Source organism: Secundilactobacillus muriivasis, from assembly GCF_054785195.1.
In genome coordinates this window covers 19,448-36,417 of record NZ_BAABMI010000056.1, presented here as the reverse complement: position 1 = coordinate 36,417, position 16,970 = coordinate 19,448, and the positions used below count along the sequence as shown (strand labels likewise).

Below are 16,970 nucleotides of genomic sequence, written 5' to 3'. Positions count from 1 at the left end.
TAAGCAAGATCAAAAGCCGTCAGTTTTTGAAAAACATGAAAACTGACGACTTTTTTGAAAGGTATGAATAATTCAGGCAAGTCTAAAATAACGTAAACTGAATTCAATAACAACAAAATGCAAGACAAGAAAGGCAACCATGCCACTGATCCTACAGCTGAATTCCATCGAAGTTATGAGGAGAAAAAGTCATGAATGACTTAAAACAATATACCAAAAGACATACAGAAGATTTAGATACTTTCTTCAAGAAAAAAATGCAAAATCCTAACTATCGTGCTGGCTTCGAAACTGAAAAAATAAAACTTGCCAATTTAGCCGCAATTTTAGAAACACGGAAAGGCAAATAACACTAAGCTTGCTTTAATGCTACTCAAAAAGCGTCGAAAATTCCAACCGGAATTCTCGCCGCTTTTTAATATATCTTTCGTTACTTCAACATCGCCGCAACTCAACCATCGACAAAAATTAAATCTCTGCTTAACTCAGAATTCAATTAAAGTCACCGTTACCGCAAATCGCCTATCTAGCCTAAACGTGCGCAAAACTCAGGTCCCTGCCATGTAAGCAAATAGCACCGCAGATTCCAGAATCGGGAATCTACGGCACTATTCACTTACATTCTGGGACCTAACCGAGTTTTGCTACACTCTGCCCACTCTGCAACCCAAACACCACCGTCTCCGCAATCGAATTACCACCAATCCGGTTATTCCCGTGCAAACCGCCCGCAACTTCACCAGCCGCAAACAGCCCGGTAATTGGCGTGCCATCTTCTCGGAGCACCTGCGTCTGAGCGTTGATCCGAACGCCGCCCATCGTATAGTGAACTGCTGGCGCCACGTGAATCGCAAAGTATGGTGCTTGCGTTAATTCACGATCAAGCCCAGTGGTTCGCTCAAAGGCGCCATCGTGCTTAGTCGCAACAGCCGTATTCCAAGTCGTGACCGTAGCCGCCAACGTATCAGCATCAAAGCCAACTTTTTCAGCCAGCTCCGCTAACGTTGCACCAGTGGTCACTAAGCCAACGTGGTCGTAAAATTCAACCGCCTTCACCCGATCACGAACGCTTTGATCAAAAATTAAGTAAGCACCCTTCTCATCAAGGTATTCAATGGCTGCTGTCACCACTTTCCGGGTCGCCAGTTCGTTCACGAACCGCTTGCCTTGGCGGTCAACCAGAATCGCACCTTCACCTCGAACGGCTTCACCGATCAAAAAGGCGTGATCCGTATCCTGTTGAACCGTTGGATGGACTTGAACCTGTTTCATATCCACAAGTTCCGCCCCGACCTGCCGTGCTAATTGAAGACCATCACCGGTCGCGCCGGGTTGATTCGTCGTCCGGTAGCCTGCTAACTCTGGTCGGTACCGCGTTAACAGTTTTTCGTTGGCGCCAAAACCACCGGTTGCTAGAACGACCGCATCCGCCGTAATGGTGTGCGTCTCATCGCCAGTGGTCACTTCAACGCCAGTCACGGCATCGCCAGTTGTTAATAGCCGGTCCACGTGCATTTCCGTAAAGATCGGCAGATCAGCCTTATCAGCTAGTTTCAGGAGTTCAGTGACCAAATACCCGCCAATTGGCGCCATTGAGCTTGGTCGGTGCGTCCGCATCGTGGACATGCCACCGGTAATCGTCAAATCATCCAAGACGATGCCGTGCTTCATTAACCAGTCGATGGCGTCGGCGCCATTTTCCGTGAAGTATTTTAACAACTCAGGGTTATTCTGCTCACCACCGCCGACGAAGGTGTCGTGGTAGAACGAGGCCACCGTATCCTTGATGTGGTGCTTGCGTTGAACCGCTGTGTCCGCAGCGTTCATCCCAGACGATGCCCGGGTGGTGTTACCGCCTAACTGGGGCATTTTTTCCAAGACCACTGGTGACAGGCCCAACTCGTGCGCCCGAATCGCACTCGTCAGCCCAGTGCCACCGGAACCCACGATCACAACGTCGTAGTGGGACTGCAACTGATCTAGGGGCGTCGGCTCAAACCGAAACTTATCTGCCATATTGAAAAACCTTCCTCGTTTTTAAATGTTGCCATAACCGTACCATAATTCACGCTTGGGGTACTAGTTATTTTTGGACATTCGTCATCGCTAGCGGATCGACCCAAGCATCAAATTGCGCCGCTGTGATCTTACCGGATTTTACCGCCGCTTCCCGCAACGTTACCCCGTCACGCTCTGCCTGTTGCGCGATCTCAGCGCTATCGTGGTAGCCAATGTGTGGCGACAACGCCGTGACCGTCATCAATGACTGATCGACCAACGTCTTCATCCGCTCAGCGTTGACCGTTAAGCCGGCAATCAGTTTGTCGGCAAAGCCCGTCATCGTCCCCGTCAGTAGCGTTACCGATTCCAAAAAGGCATCGATGATCACTGGCTTATACACGTTCATTTCAAAGTTGCCCTGACTAGCCGCCACGTTGACTACCACGTCATTGCCCATCACCCGAACCGCCGCCATCGTCAGCGCTTCAGCCTGGGTTGGGTTCACTTTGCCGGGCATGATCGATGACCCCGGCTCGTTGGCTGGAATGTTTAATTCACCATACCCCGCCCGCGGCCCACTGGCTAAGAACCGAACGTCGTTGGCAATTTTCATTAAATCACTCGCTAACGTCTTAATGGCGCCGTGAACCACGTTGAGTCCGGAATGCGCCGCCAAACCCGCAAACTTATTGGTTTCCGCCGTGAACGGTAAGTGATACCGGTCCGCCATCTGCTCAGCAATCGCATCCGCAAAGCCCGGTGCGGCGTTCAAACCCGTGCCAACCGCGGTGCCGCCAATCGCAAGTTCGTTCAGCGTTGGCGCCAAGGTCTGCAAATACGTCCGGTCGTGCCCCAACATGGCAACCCACCCACTCACCTCTTGGCCAAAGGTCAGTGGTGTTGCGTCCTGCAAGTGTGTCCGGCCGATTTTAACGGTCTGCATGTATTGATCCTGTTTCGTGGTCAGTTCATCAATTAAATGCTGCGTCGCCTGTAGTAAGTCCTGAACCGCCACTGCTGCCGTGATATTCATCGCCGTTGGAAAAATATCATTGGAGCTTTGCCCGTGATTGACATCATCATTTGGCAAAATCTCCACGCTATCATCCAACTTCGCCGCCATATGCGCCACAACTTCGTTCACATTCATATTAGTCTGCGTCCCGGAACCCGTTTGGTAAACCACGAGTGGAAAATCTTGCCGTAACGCATCATCGTCCAATGCCAGCAACTCATCGACCGCCTTAACGATCAAATCAGCTTTCTTCGCCGATAACGCGTTGGCTTCCCGGTTCGCAACTGCGGCCGCCCGCTTTAACTGCAACAACGTTTTAATCAACGCCAACGGCATCTTCGCGCCAGTTGGAAAGTTGTGTCGGCTCCGTTCCGTTTGTGCGCCCCAGAGTGCATCGGCTGGAATGGCGACCTCGCCTAATGTGTCAGATTCAATTCGGGTATTTACCATGATTGCTTGCCCCACTTTTTGTTTGATTGGCGTTATCATAGGCTATTTGAGGGCTCATAGTCAACTTGGTGGTGATTTATTTGAATTACTTATAATAGTGACCTGAGTTGCGTGTTATAGCGGTTCATTATGGTATCAACTAAATAAACGATGAGGTTCGACACTGATTTGTGCCAAAACTCACCGTTAGTTTCGCTTAGTTCGCTAATAGCGTCCCCATCAGATTCCATAAAATGTGAACGATACAAACTGGTAGGATATTTTGCTTCGAAAATGCAAAAAGTAGCGCATAGAACAACAGATCACCATAAGCAAAGAGCTGCGAGAAATCAACTCCCAGATGACCCGTTTCGCCAACGACGTGCCACAACATAAACAGCAGCGATGCACCTACAATTGCCCCTACCCGGACGTAGCGCTGGTTGAATCGCCGGAGCAGCGTTGGGAAAAATACCCGTTGAAAATAGTACTGAAACACGAGTTCTTCCGCAACGGGCACCACCAAAATTACCGTTAACAAATACAGCACGTTTAGCACTGGAAAGTGGCCCACCTGACTCATCATGTGGTTCTCATTTGCTTGGTTAGTTGGGTACGGTAATCTCAGTAGTTGATACAGAATCATGTACCCGAAACTCGCTAGGATGGTGACGATGATGCTTAACCAAGTTTGCCACCGACGTAGTATCGGCCAACTGCTTGAAAAATAATTGCGCAGTAGGTAGATGACGCTGATCACGTACCCCATCACGATGACTAGCTGACACCCCGCCAAAAACGGTTTACTGAGCGATGTGACTTGCCAAATGACTTTGATGACTACTGGTAACAGCTGAATCAACAGCAAATAGCATCCGGCAAAAATCACCAACCCGTTCCAAAACTTGGTTCTTGTATCCTTCAAATCAAACACGTCTAACAATCCCCTATGTTAATTGGTCACTACCAATTATTGATAAGTTTTAGGATACGCCCATAACACCGATTCATCAATCTGGTTAAATGTTCCACGTGAAACATCTAATCAAATTGAAACCGACCAACAACTGAACCGTTCACAAATCAAATAATAAACCCTTGACTTTTTTTAAACTCACCCGATATAATAACCTCCAGTCAAGTGACGAAAGCATCCCGCTCCACCGTAATGCCATTCAAATCGCAGTAATCCGGTTGCCATTCCGAATTACTACTCCACCGAGCGCAATCTCGGTTATCGGCCTATAGGGGGCTATTTTTTTTGCTTTCATTTTGCTTCAACTAAATTTTATACAGGATGGTCATTATTTTGGAACTTTCACAAACACAAGCTTTGCCTAAAGCTCGCGTGCAAGTTAAGCATCCCGCTTTAGCGATGCTTGGCCTTATGATTGGTGGCTTCGTTGGCATGTTTTCCGAAACTGCATTAAACGTCGCCCTCTCAAGCATCATGGCAGAATTGCACGTTACACAAGGAACAGTCCAGTGGCTCGTTACCGGCTACATGTTAGTTATCGGCATTTGTATGCCACTATCTGGCCTATTAACCCGCTGGTTTTCAACTAAACGGATTGTTTTATCCGCATTAGGGGCCTTTATTATCGGCGTTTTGATTGCCGCATTAGGTGGCAACTTCGGCATCGTTTTACTGGGTCGAATGATTCAAGGTATCGGGACCGGTGTCGTTTTACCGCTTATGTTCTCCGTTGCCATGCAGATCTTTCCCCCTCACAAATTAGGCACGGTCATGGGACTAGCTGCCTTAGTGATCATGTTTGCGCCAGCCATTGCGCCTACCGTAACAGGACTGGTTTTAGCTAATTTTGCTTGGAATGCGATTTTCTGGGTCCTATTACCCTTCTTGGCGATCGCCTTTATTTTAACCGCCTTGTATTTGGAAAACGTTTATCACCAAAGCAAATCACCCGTTGACTGGCTGTCAATTTTGACGTCTACGATTGGGTTCGCCGGAATCGTCCTAGGCACCTCATTTGCGGGTGACGCCGGTTGGCTCTCAGCAAAAGTACTGATTTCACTTATCATCGGCTTACTAGCTTTAGCTATTTTCGCCGTTCGTCAATCAAAAATTGATCACCCAATCTTAAACTTGACCGCCTTTCGGTCAGAACCATTCACCATTGGGACGCTACTGGTCATGCTCGACTTTGGCCTGATTTTGGCCTCGATGTACTTGCTCCCGATTTATTTGCAGCGGGTCATGGGCTTGCCAATTGGGTTAACCGGACTGGCAATGCTACCCGGTGGCCTCGTAAACGCGGCTGTATCTGGTCTATCTGGTCGGCTGTACGATAATCACGGTGCTAAATGGCTCGCACGCGGTGGCTTCTTTATCGCAATCATCGGGATCATCATCTTGTTATCGACTAGTCGAACTAGCCCGCTATGGCAAGTAATCGCTGGCCACATTATTTTAATGATTGGTGCACCGTTAGCAATGTCACCGTCGCAAACTTACGGTTTGAATAGCCTTTCTGGGAAACTAAACGCCGATGGGAGTGCCATTCTAAATACCTTGGAACAGATTATCGGTGCCGTATCGACCGCAATTGCAACCAGCGTATTAGCAATCGGTACCGCATCAGCTTCAGGCGTTACTGGCTTATCACAAGGGGTTCACTACGGCTATATCTTCGCATTGATCGTTGCCATCTGTGGGTTCTTGATTGCCTTTCGGGTGCGGAAACAAGCAGACTAAATTGGCGTAATTGAACGAAAATGTTTCACGTGAAACACTTCCGCTTTTACCTATAAAAAATAGACTTACCAGTGGTCATCACTAGTAAGTCTATTTTTTTAGCTTCCATTATCCTTGCCGTTTCCGCCGCGTAATCCCAAACATCCCGAGGAACAGGCTCATCAAGCCTAGTCCAAGTAACGTGCTAGCTGTGCCAGTTTGGTCGCTGGTTTGTGGTAACTGAGCCGTTGCTGCAGCTGAGTTACTTGTCCGTTGGCCGGTTGCTTGCGTCTTAGCGTACTGCCACGTTGCGTGTTGAGCGTTGGCCGTTGAAGCAACTAAGTGGTATTGGCCGTTAGTCCCTTGACTGGCTTGTGACGTTGCGTTTTGTTGTGAGTTGGTTGTGGTTTCTGGGGTGGTTGGCGTTGGGTCACCAGCTACTGCCGTGCCGTTAGCTGACGTTGGTGTTTCGGTAGTTGTACCAGTCACTGGCGTTGTTGGGGTACTCGTCGCCGTTTCGGTGGTTGTGTTGGTTGGCGTGTCCGTTGTCTTACCAATTGGCGTACCTGTCGTGGTATCAATCGGATTTGGCGTATAAACAAAGTACAGCACCATCTGATTGCCTTGGTACTTGCCAGTTACCGTCTTTTGGCTCATTGGCGTGTAGCCACTAATTTCAGGTGCGTTAGCGGTAAAGCCGGTCCCGATTTGGCCACCTTGGCTGGTAGCTGGAATCAGTTCGTTACCGTGCTCGTCAACGTAGTGCACGATCAAGCCGGTTGTGGTGTTGGTTGCGACCTGACCGTCTTTAGTATAGGTAAACGTCAGATCCATGTTGTTACCTTTGAAGGTCCCCGTCACGGGTTTATCAGCTGTCGTGTAACCTTTAACTTGTTTTGGTGTTTGGGTAAAGTCATCATCAATCGCGCCATTAGCTGTTGCATCTTCAGCAACTGGATTACCGTGTTCGTCAACATAGTGAACCGTCAACGTAACAGGTTGCGTTTCAGTTGGTAACCCAGTCTTAAAGTACGTGAACGTCAAGTCCATATTGTTGCCATTGTAGTGCCCGCTTACGGCCTTATCGGTTGTTACATACCCCTCGAACTTTTGAGGAGTGCTTGTAAAATCTGTACCTAAGGCACCGTGAGTCTTCTTATCACCGGTAATTTTGTTACCATTACCGTCAACATAATGAACCGTCAATGTTGCTACCTTACCGTCTGGTACAACACCGTCTTTAACATAGGTAAACGTCAAATCCATCGTCGTACCATGATACGTCCCACTAACCTTTTTATCGGCAGTTCTGTAACCGTCAATTACTGCCGGAGCTTGAGTAAATTCACTACCAACCTTACCGCTAGCGGCTAGGTTCGGATGAATTTCAGCACCCTCGGTATCAACGAAGTGTACCGTTAAATTAGTGGTTGTATTATTATTTGGCACCTTGCCTACTTGGTAGTAGGTCACCGTTTGCGTTTGATCAGTTGGATCAGCTGACTTTGTGTTCAAATTCCAGCCGGTTGAAACAATTGCGCCGTAGTCGTTGACGACTGGTGTTACTGCTGTAATGGCATTGTTATCTGGTGTCCAGGTGTACGTATCTGTGGCACTGTCGTAATTGCCCGTCCACGTTACTGACTTAGTAACGTCTGCTGGCGTTGCGGTACCGGCACCTTCGTAGTGGACGGTGTAGTTTGTGGTGACTTGGATGGTGGTTGGGGTGTAGGTGGCTTTTTCTTGGACTAGAGGTTCCACTTTTGGTAATGCGGCACTGAAAGCCACACCACCGACCGATTGCTCTGGATCCTTATTAGAAGCAGTTTTGCCATCGTCCCAATCTAGCCCCACATAGAACGTATAGCTCGTTTCCGTAACATCTTTCTGTAGAACCCAAATTTGATTACTAGGATCAGTCTTAGGATGATTTTCGTTTGTCGTAGTTCGATAAACGTCATCATCAGTATAAATAATTTCATCACCTATCAACATACTTGCATAGCCATTATTAACCGTAATTCCTTGTTCACCATCAATATCCGAAAAAGCGAGAATTGCATCAATTGTGGCCGATTCACCAGTATCAGCATAAACATATTTTAAAGTAGCCGTAACGTTTTCGATATTGGTTGGTTGAAACCCAATATCGTCTGAATCAATTTTTTTAATTTTATTTTCAGCTGTTGCTTCATTTAATTGCGTAAATCCGGTAACCGTCTCAACAACGTTAATCTTTCGTCCCGTTTTAGTATCTGTAAAAGCATTTTCATAGGTCCAAGTTGGCCAGTTTCCTTCACCCATTTGCTGATCTTGATTCCAAGTTGAAACAAGTTTATGGCCTGCTTCAAGCGTTACCGTTGAGGCGACCTTAGCTTCATCAGAAGCAGCAACTTTATCAGCTTCTGTTGCCTCCGAGATTTGAGCGCCAGTAAGAACATCTGTAGTAGATCCCGATTTCATCACATCGCCATTACCGGTTAACAATTTAATAATTTGATTATTCGACCACGCTGCATTAGTCGATGTAATTGTCTTCGTACCAGCTTGAACTTTTGCTTTAGCATCATCGTAGTCTTTTTGATTAACCACTTGCTTCGCCGTCGCATCCGCCAACGCCTGAGCCTGCGCATCATTATCCGCCTTCACTGAACTAACGGTATCGGCCAGCTGATCTGGCGTCGTCGTCTTCGTCTCAGTCGGGTTCTGTGTCACAACCACCCCAGTTGTCTTAGCGGTATCCACCGCCGTCTGCAAGTCCGCTGAAGTCGTCTTCAGTTGATCCGTATTCGTGGTGCTTTCCGCCGTGGTTGGGGTGTTGGTTGTGTCCGCCGCCGGTTGCTCCTCTGTGCTAGTTGTCCCAGCAGGTTGAGCCGTTTCAGGATTACTTTCAGCTGCACTCGTGTCAGTTGTAGCAGCCGGTTGCGCCCCCGTTAAAGCAGCTCCAGTGGTTGCCGAACTTGTATCGGTTGTTGCAGCGGACGCCATTTGTGGCACGCTTAAAAGCACTAGGCTTCCTAGTGCTGCTGTGCAAACTGTTAACGTGCTTAACCATTTACCATGCTGTGCGCGATTCTTCCCCATTGTCATGTGACTCTCCTCCTATGTGATTGCCCATGTGCCAGTTGTGCTGACTACTTTAACATGCATCCCCATGCACTTTCTAACGAGTAGTCCCCCGACACAAACCAGTCTCCAATTGCTAATAATTCTAATTAATTTAATTTTCCGCCTTGATTATACCAATAATTAATACAAAAATCAGTATTTATCAAAAAATAAATCAAAGTTGGGTAAATGATGGTTTACCAACCTTGATATAAAAGCGTTTTCACCAAAAACTTTTTTCCTAATCTATCTTTTCCAATCCTTTTCCCGTAAAATACAACTAATAGACTATTCACACGATCACGCAACGGAGGCGACATTCATGCACACCCGACCTTTCTTGCTTGGTGCCTTTGCGCTTGGGCTGGTTTTCAGCTTGAGTGCCTGTCGCCAGGCTAACCAAACAACCCCGGCCCCAAAGGTATCACTGGTCGCCTCCGGTCAAACCCAACAACCCCGGGTTTGGTACGGCATTACGGGACAAGCCGCTCAACCAAAACCCACCACCAAGCCCGCCTACCTCGTGGTGGTCCAAAATCGAACAGCAACGACTTACATGTTGCCCACTGGTAAACAGGCACTCACGATGAAGCGCTTTAACCAACTCTCAACGAACCGGGCCATCGACCTCGCCCGTACCAAGGACCGTCAAGCCTACACTCAGGGCGTTAAGTCCCAACAAGCAACGCTGACCAGCCGCATTAAGGGTACTCAGAGCCAAATTGACGCACTCAATGCAACGGCTAAGCAACGCGCGCTCCTCAGTTACGAAACCAACAAACTCACCGACTTAAAACAGTATCTGAAACTCAACCAAGTCATCCGCAACAACCCACAACGCTACACCACGCCAACGCCCTACCAGCTGACGGCCAGTCTAACTACTGATAAGAAACAGACGACCGGCGAAACTTTCAATCTCAAAACGTTCCCGGTAGACACCGTTCAGTACGGCGATGCGAATGTCATCACCACTGATCCGCAAAGTCTTGGGACCACGCCATTTACGAAGCGGTTAACCCCCGTTAAAGTGGCTAACCATTACTACGCCGGTTACCAAACGGATGATCGTGCGTCATCCGTACAGTTGCTAACCCGGGTAAAGGATGCCCATTACCGCATTGCCTTCGACGGTGCGAAGGTGAACGGTGTGTCAGCCAATTAATGATTTAACTAAAAAACGAGCTTTCCAGACTGATTATTCAGCCTAGAAAACTCGTTTTATCGTTCATTTAGTTATTCAATCCCGAAACAGTGACCTTCCCCGCCTTCGCCTTGATGATCACTGGACCGTCACTCGTTTTAGTCAACTGCAACGTATAGCCGTCGCCCAAGGCTTTGTCGATCGACGCCGACATCTTGAGGTAGCTCTGTTCCAATTGCTTGATGGACTTGCTGTTTTGCGTTGGGTATTTCCAAATCTTACCAATTGCGGTCTTAAAACTGGCCACCGTTGGCGTTACCGTGTAGGTCTTAGTCGCTTGGTCAAAGCTGACCGTCCCCACCTTATCCTTGTAGGCTTCCTGCAACTTTTTCAACACGTACTGTTCATTTTGTGCCTGCTTCTTATCGGCTGCTTCCTGCGATTGTTTTTTCGCAAAATACTGACTAGAATTCAAGCTGGCCTGCTTCGAGGTCGTCGTGCTAGCAGCGTGGTGCGACGTCAGGCCATTCTTGGCCACGTACACGCCGCTCCCAATCAACCCGATTACGCTAATAATCGTCAACGCCCGCGTTGTACCCACTAGGCCATCATAGTGCGCAGCGTACCACCACGCCAAGACCCCCATTAACGTCATAAAGCCAAACGTGAGTAATAAAATTAGTCCCATGTGTCTCATCCCCCAAATATCGTTAAACCAATCGGCACTATACTAGTGTCACCGGCTTTTTAATCCCCTTTAAAATTGACGCTACCTTGTGTCCCAGTTCGTCATCAGCTAGATTGCGGTCACCGATGCGGCCCATCACAAGCTGACAAACGTTGTCCAAATTGACGTATTTGGCAATTTGAACCGCTGGATCGCCGTAAGTAATACTTGAGATAAAGTGCTGTCCCTGTCGAACCGCGATTTGGCTCCGCTTTTCCATGTTAAACTTCGCCAATGATTCCTGCGAGTCGATCCAAAACTCCCGCTGATCCACGGTACAGTCCAGTTCTCGAACCGTATCAATGATGTAAATGCCGTATACAGATTTATTATAATCCTTCGCTAATTGCAGTGCATAGTTAAATATTTGATGCGCATTCTGCGAATTTTCCAGTGCTACTACGATATAATTACCAGTCGTCATGGGTTCTCCGCCTCCGATGCCCGTTTAAACCAAGTCGTGCCAGTCTAGACCTATCTTACTTGATTTGGAGGCTGGACGCTATTAATCTGATGGGAAAGTTTCCGGAATGGGGTGAAAAAGCCGCTATCTTTGGGGAATTTTTCTCCGAGGTAGCGGCTTTTTGGGTGAGGTTAAATTGGTTTGGGCGTGGCTGTACCGATTTGGTGGTGTATGAGCGATACTGGTTAAAATTTGAGATAGTGCATTAAGGTTACTGCGTGTTGTCGGTGACGGGCATTGCTGATGTATGAGCTTCACAAAGCATATAAGGACAGGCCAGCAAAACCGCCCAAAATCCGGGGTTGATTACTACTTCTAAGTGCTATCGGCGACGCTCATTACTATTACTTATTTTCGGCGCCACTGTATCTTTTAGTTGGCAATCATCGACTACAGTGTGAAGCTTGCTGACGCTATCGTTTTAATTAGCCTGCGCCGAAATGAGCTTCACAAAGCAGAGAGCTGCATATAAGGGCGCCCCGAGTAAAACTGCCAAAAAACGGCAGTTTTACTCGGGGCGCCCTTATATTCCACTCTCTAAACGCTTTGTTACGCTCTCTAGATAATTCCCTGCGCCATCATCGCATCCGCCACTTTATTAAAGCCGGCGATGTTAGCACCTGCAAGGTAATCCTTACCCAAGCCGTATTCTTCAGCAGCGGCTTGTGATTCGGCGAAGATGTTTTCCATGATGTCCTTTAAACGGTTGTCCACTTCTTCAAAGGTCCATGACAAACGTTCGCTGTTTTGGCTCATTTCAAGCGCTGAAACAGCAACCCCACCAGCGTTAGCAGCCTTAGCGGCACCTAACAGTACGCCAGCCTTCTTGAACACTTGAACGGCATCTGGGGTACATGGCATGTTTGCGCCACAGGCCACGTATTTGGCACCATTCTTAACCAAGGTTTCAGCCTTCGCGCCATCGATTTCGTTTTGCGTTGCACATGGCAATGCTACGTCGTAGTCCACGTCAAAGTCCCAAACTGAGCCTTCTTGGTAGGTTGCCGTTGCAACCCGTTCAGCGTAATCGCTGATCCGGCCCCGTTCAACTTCTTTGATTTGTTGAACTACCTTGTAATCGATCCCGTTTGGATCGTAAACGAAACCATTTGAATCAGAAGCCGTCACAACCTTAGCGCCTAATTCAGTTGCTTTTTGAATGGCGTAGATGGCAACGTTCCCGGCACCGGAAACCTTGACCGTCTTACCTTTGATGCTTTCGCCTTGGGCCTTTAATAAGGCTTCGGTGTAGTAAAGTAACCCAAAACCAGTGGCTTCGGTCCGGGCTAAACTACCACCGTAGCTCAAGCCTTTCCCAGTTAAGATGCCACGTTCTGCGCCGCGTAAACGACGGTATTGGCCGTATAAGAAACCAATTTCACGACCGCCGACACCAATATCACCAGCTGGCACATCAATGTCTAAGCCAATGTGGCGTTGTAATTCAGTCATGAAGCTTTGGCAGAAGCGCATGACTTCGCCATCGGACTTGCCCTTAGGATCGAAGTCACTCCCACCTTTACCGCCGCCGATTGGTAGGCCGGTCAAGCTGTTCTTGAAGATTTGTTCGAAGCCCAAGAACTTCACGATGGATAAGTTAACGGATGGGTGGAACCGCAAGCCGCCCTTGTAAGGACCGATAGCGCCACTAAACTGAACCCGGAAGCCCCGGTTAACTTGAACGTTTCCTTCATCGTCGACCCAAGGCACCCGGAATTGGAATGCCCGTTCTGGTTCGGTCAAACGACCCAAGATGTTGGCCTTGATGTATTCGGGATGTTTTTCAAATACGGGTTCCAACGTCTTAAAGAAGTTATCAATTGCTTCTAAAAATTCGGTTTGGTTTGGATCACGCCGTTCAATTTCGGCGCGAACTGATGCAAAATAATCTGTAGCTGCTGTCATCGATATCGGTCCTCTCTATCGTCACGGAATTAGGTTTCATTAAACGTTGCTTGTTAAACGTTGTATTGAGTATAGCACATCAATGTTGACTAATAAACGTCCTCCGTAACGTGTAAATGTGAACAAAACGTTGATATAGCAACCGAATATCGAATTTTTATATTAAAATACGATTAAATGTTAAGATTTTCTTAAGAAGCGACTAATTAACCGTAACAAGTTTCACCATCCCTTTTAAATCAAGGATTCATTCGAATTCAAATAGCGCATAATCATGATTATTTTACCCGGTAGTTAGTTTAAAAAACGCATATTTTGCCGATTCTTAATGAATAATCATGAATTCATATGATATTTTCATATTTCGACTGCTTCACATAACTAACATTAAGGTGTTACTGTCTCAAATCGGGTTGACTCGTCAACGACACTGCCTTCAACGTCCTATTTAACCCAGTCAGTACCTTACATTGACCACCCTTTAACCGATCTTAACTACCTTCAACAATTCTTCAATTCGCTTTAAGCTCTAATTAAGCCCTTCCCACTAAACTGAACCTCGAACAATTAATTCAACACCTCAATTTAGAAAGGAAGTTGCCTATGATCAATCAACGTCACCCAATATCAGTCAGCGCAGTCCCCTATTCTAAACATCTCTTAATCCCACCAATAAACTAACGTATCAAAAAAACGAACCACTGAGAGGGTTCGTTTTTGGTGTTACGCGTTATATTTCATCATCAGATCAACTTGATCCGTTTCATCGTCGATCTGGCGGTCCTTAACTTCAAACCCGTGCTTGCGATAAAACTTGACCGCTTGCTCGTTCTTTTCGTAAACGTTCAGTTTGATCAACTTGTAGTCCGACTTCAACGCAAACAGCAACATGCTCCCCACGCCTTGGTCGCGGTAGCCTTGTTTCACAAATAGTCCCGCCAAATAACGGTCCACCATCCCGGCAAACCCCACAATCGTCTCATCGTCATCCCGGACAACGTAAATCGTTGCCTCGCGGATCTGAGTGGCCACTTCGGGCTGCGCCTCTCGCCAATAATCAGCTGGTACGAACGGGTGCGCATCTAGGTTACCGGTCAACCAAATGGCCATGATCTGGTCTAAGACATCGTCAGTTAGTTGCGTGAGTTGTTCAATTTGCATAAGAAACCTCGCTTTAGCTTCAATAAAATTAAAATTTAATGGTTGAATTTACTTTATTTTAATGTTAAAGTAAATCCACATTACTCAAGGGAGATTTTAACGATGACATCACTGACTTTCACAACTCAAATTCGCGTTGTCCGCGTCGTCTTAATTTGACGCGCGGGCCGTTTGAGGTGCCCGCAAGTTTGCGGGCAGCGGTGGTGTCGAGCCGGTAGCTGTTCAAAACAGCTACCGGCTTTTTGTGTTAAGTTCACCCTTTAGTAGGAAGGAGGTTATTATAACACGACTAGCTTACATATTGATTACATTTAGTTTTGAAGAATTGGAAGTGATTGAAAACAGTGGTGTGACAACATTACAGTGATCTACCTCAAAGGAACCCTACATAGTTTCACTAGCGTTAATGAAGTGCAATTTCAACTTTCTCAGCATCAGGCCCTCTCACCCTGATGCACCAACTAAAAAGGTACCGGAACCCCAGACTATTCTGACGTTTCGGTACCTTTTCAATTCACAGTCACTTAATTACCACTGATCATGCTTAGTTTGCTTTAACTGAACGGCATCCACCGTAGGCCGGTTGAAGCCAGCTTCATGGTGGGTCAACCGCGCACTCAACTGCTCATACGACCCTAACTTCGGTCCCGCAAAGCTGTGACGGGCCGAAACCACGTAGTCGATAATCAACACAACCAGTACAACGAAGATGATTTTCCCAGTCGCATAGTGCAAGACGAGGTGTGACGTTAACTGGACGTCGGTTGGTGATAAGACCATCAGACCAATCAAGAAGATCACCCAAAGACTCGCCACGATGCTGACCGGCACACTCCATTTGCCTAAATGCCAAGGCCCGTTATCAGCACTGGTCCAAATCCCTCGAAGTTGCGCCCGCAGTTTCAGCGCGATCGGAACAAAGTAGGAACTGTACAACCCAATCACACTCATGGTCCCAATCACGGCGTAAATGCCGTTGGAAATCCCGGAAAGAAACGCAATGATGGCAACGACCCAAATCGCAATCGCTGGCGTATGGAACTTAGCTGAGACGCGCTTCAAGTATTTTGAAAATGGTAAGCCATTATCACGACTGAAAGCGTAGACCATCCGGGATGATGACGTAATTGACGAACAGCCACAGAACCACATCGCAATCGTGACTAGCCATAGCAGAACGCCACTGAACCGCGTCCCAACCGCTTGTTGAATCGCCACGATGAAGGCGTTGTTGCCGGCGGCTGCGACCGCATTTGGATTTTTGATCGACATCGTTACCAAGGCCAACAGGATAAAGCCGAAGATCCCGGAAATCGCGACGGAAAGGAAGACGCCCCATGGTGCGCGAACCCGCGGATTCAACGTTTCTTCACTCGTATGAGCGGAGGCATCGTATCCGGTCAAGGTCCATTGCGCTTGCAGTAAGCCGACTAGGAAGGCGCCCCAGTATGGCATTGACGATGATGTTTGGGTTGAAAAGGTACTATAAAGATAACTAACGTGGTGTTGTGGTCCTACGGCAATCAAGACGCCGATGATCAGCATCACCCCTACTACGTGATAGATTGCTGAAACTGAATTCAACTTTGATACCAAATCGATCCCGAAATGATTCAATAGGGCGTGACTGATCAAAATCACAGCGTAAGTCCCAAGAAAGACAGCCTTACTGGGGTTCGTAAATAATAAGTTCGAAGCAAAGGTGGCACAGCCGTAATCAATGCCGGCAACGATGGTCACTTGCCCAACGATATTCAACCAACCGGTAAACCAGCCCCAAGTTGGGCCGCCCAAAATCGATGCCCAGTGATAAATCGCACCCGAGGTTGGAATCGCTGACGTCAATTCCGCCATCGCCGCTGCAACGAATAGAACGAAGAAAGTTACTAACGGCCAGCCGATTCCCATCATGGCGGGACCGCCTTGGCTAAAACCATAACCATAGTAGGAAACGGCCCCAGTTAAAATCGAAATAATCGAAAACGACACGGCAAAGTTTGAAAACCCGCCCATATCGCGAATCAATTCTTGTTTGTAGCCGAACGACTTGGTGGTCGTTTCAGCTTGACCCCGTGCGGCTCGAACCGAACGTGCTGCTTGGACACCAATAAATCCCATCATCACAAGCATTAATCCAAAAATGACAATACCTAAAATAATCATGCTTTCACGTTCCTCTCAATCAAGTCTAACGGACAATCGTTGTTTACGTGTTAGATTATATAACATCAATTTTAATTTTCAAGTGTTTTCACAAAATTATTCTAATTTCTTTTTAATTTACATTTGGTTTTGCCCTTATTTTACTGTTTAAATGATGTT

Annotated in this window: 12 protein-coding genes; 3 read left to right on the top strand and 9 right to left on the bottom strand. The window is 47.3% G+C overall.

Going from position 1 to position 16,970, the window contains the following annotated elements; genetic code table 11:
- The first annotated feature begins 191 nt into the window (after positions 1-191).
- Entirely contained in the window at positions 192-350 is a 159-nt protein-coding gene (locus ACYVR3_RS12525) for a hypothetical protein (protein ID WP_461244522.1), read from the top strand.
- A 280-nt stretch (positions 351-630) separates the two neighbouring features.
- Here the strand turns inward: ACYVR3_RS12525 and ACYVR3_RS12520 are convergent, their stop codons facing one another.
- From ACYVR3_RS12520 to ACYVR3_RS12510, 3 genes are all read right to left on the bottom strand, one after another.
- Positions 631-2,016, bottom strand: coding sequence for a flavocytochrome c (locus ACYVR3_RS12520; protein WP_461244521.1), 1,386 nt, complete (start codon positions 2,014-2,016; stop codon positions 631-633).
- Positions 2,017-2,083: 67 nt separating this feature from the next.
- On the bottom strand, positions 2,084-3,466 hold the full coding sequence (locus ACYVR3_RS12515) for a class II fumarate hydratase (RefSeq protein WP_461244520.1): 1,383 nt from the start codon (positions 3,464-3,466) through the stop codon (positions 2,084-2,086).
- Positions 3,467-3,662: 196 nt separating this feature from the next.
- On the bottom strand, positions 3,663-4,379 hold the full coding sequence (locus ACYVR3_RS12510) for a lysostaphin resistance A-like protein (protein WP_461244519.1): 717 nt from the start codon (positions 4,377-4,379) through the stop codon (positions 3,663-3,665).
- Between the two features lie 375 nt (positions 4,380-4,754).
- Between ACYVR3_RS12510 and ACYVR3_RS12505 the strand changes: the two genes are divergently transcribed.
- On the top strand, positions 4,755-6,161 hold the full coding sequence (locus ACYVR3_RS12505) for a DHA2 family efflux MFS transporter permease subunit (protein ID WP_461244518.1): 1,407 nt from the start codon (positions 4,755-4,757) through the stop codon (positions 6,159-6,161).
- Between the two features lie 108 nt (positions 6,162-6,269).
- Here ACYVR3_RS12505 and ACYVR3_RS12500 read toward each other — a convergent pair whose 3' ends face one another.
- Complete coding sequence (locus tag ACYVR3_RS12500) at positions 6,270-9,230, bottom strand: MucBP domain-containing protein (protein WP_461244517.1); 2,961 nt, start codon at positions 9,228-9,230, stop codon at positions 6,270-6,272.
- Positions 9,231-9,570: 340 nt separating this feature from the next.
- Here ACYVR3_RS12500 and ACYVR3_RS12495 point away from each other — a divergent pair, with 340 nt between their 5' ends.
- On the top strand, positions 9,571-10,413 hold the full coding sequence (locus ACYVR3_RS12495; RefSeq protein ID WP_461244516.1) for a hypothetical protein: 843 nt from the start codon (positions 9,571-9,573) through the stop codon (positions 10,411-10,413).
- 67 nt (positions 10,414-10,480) lie between these two features.
- Here ACYVR3_RS12495 and ACYVR3_RS12490 read toward each other — a convergent pair whose 3' ends face one another.
- The 5 genes from ACYVR3_RS12490 to ACYVR3_RS12470 all read right to left on the bottom strand — a co-directional run bounded on the left by ACYVR3_RS12490 (position 10,481) and on the right by ACYVR3_RS12470 (position 16,811).
- The gene (locus ACYVR3_RS12490; protein ID WP_054732296.1) at positions 10,481-11,080 is read right to left on the bottom strand and encodes a hypothetical protein; all 600 of its coding nucleotides are present in this window, start codon (positions 11,078-11,080) and stop codon (positions 10,481-10,483) included.
- Positions 11,081-11,117: 37 nt separating this feature from the next.
- Positions 11,118-11,543, bottom strand: a complete 426-nt coding sequence (locus ACYVR3_RS12485) for a universal stress protein (protein ID WP_461244515.1) — start codon at positions 11,541-11,543, stop codon at positions 11,118-11,120.
- Between the two features lie 597 nt (positions 11,544-12,140).
- Positions 12,141-13,487: an NADP-specific glutamate dehydrogenase gene (gene gdhA / locus ACYVR3_RS12480; RefSeq protein ID WP_461244514.1), complete on the bottom strand. Its 1,347-nt coding sequence runs from the start codon at positions 13,485-13,487 to the stop codon at positions 12,141-12,143.
- Between the two features lie 723 nt (positions 13,488-14,210).
- Positions 14,211-14,648 carry a GNAT family N-acetyltransferase gene (locus ACYVR3_RS12475; RefSeq protein WP_461244513.1) on the bottom strand — a complete coding sequence of 146 codons (438 nt, stop codon included), beginning with the start codon at positions 14,646-14,648 and terminating at the stop codon, positions 14,211-14,213.
- A 528-nt stretch (positions 14,649-15,176) separates the two neighbouring features.
- Positions 15,177-16,811, bottom strand: a complete 1,635-nt coding sequence (locus tag ACYVR3_RS12470; protein ID WP_461244512.1) for an amino acid permease — start codon at positions 16,809-16,811, stop codon at positions 15,177-15,179.
- Positions 16,812-16,970: the final 159 nt, after the last annotated feature.

Coding starts and splice junctions, on each gene's coding strand:
- ACYVR3_RS12525 (WP_461244522.1), top strand. CDS start 192: ATGAATGACTTAAAACAATATACCAAAAGACATACAGAAGATTTAGAT.
- ACYVR3_RS12520 (WP_461244521.1), bottom strand. CDS start 2,016: ATGGCAGATAAGTTTCGGTTTGAGCCGACGCCCCTAGATCAGTTGCAG.
- ACYVR3_RS12515 (WP_461244520.1), bottom strand. CDS start 3,466: ATGGTAAATACCCGAATTGAATCTGACACATTAGGCGAGGTCGCCATT.
- ACYVR3_RS12500 (WP_461244517.1), bottom strand. CDS start 9,230: ATGACAATGGGGAAGAATCGCGCACAGCATGGTAAATGGTTAAGCACG.
- ACYVR3_RS12495 (WP_461244516.1), top strand. CDS start 9,571: ATGCACACCCGACCTTTCTTGCTTGGTGCCTTTGCGCTTGGGCTGGTT.
- ACYVR3_RS12490 (WP_054732296.1), bottom strand. CDS start 11,080: ATGGGACTAATTTTATTACTCACGTTTGGCTTTATGACGTTAATGGGG.
- ACYVR3_RS12485 (WP_461244515.1), bottom strand. CDS start 11,543: ATGACGACTGGTAATTATATCGTAGTAGCACTGGAAAATTCGCAGAAT.
- gdhA (WP_461244514.1), bottom strand. CDS start 13,487: ATGACAGCAGCTACAGATTATTTTGCATCAGTTCGCGCCGAAATTGAA.
- ACYVR3_RS12475 (WP_461244513.1), bottom strand. CDS start 14,648: ATGCAAATTGAACAACTCACGCAACTAACTGACGATGTCTTAGACCAG.
- ACYVR3_RS12470 (WP_461244512.1), bottom strand. CDS start 16,811: ATGATTATTTTAGGTATTGTCATTTTTGGATTAATGCTTGTGATGATG.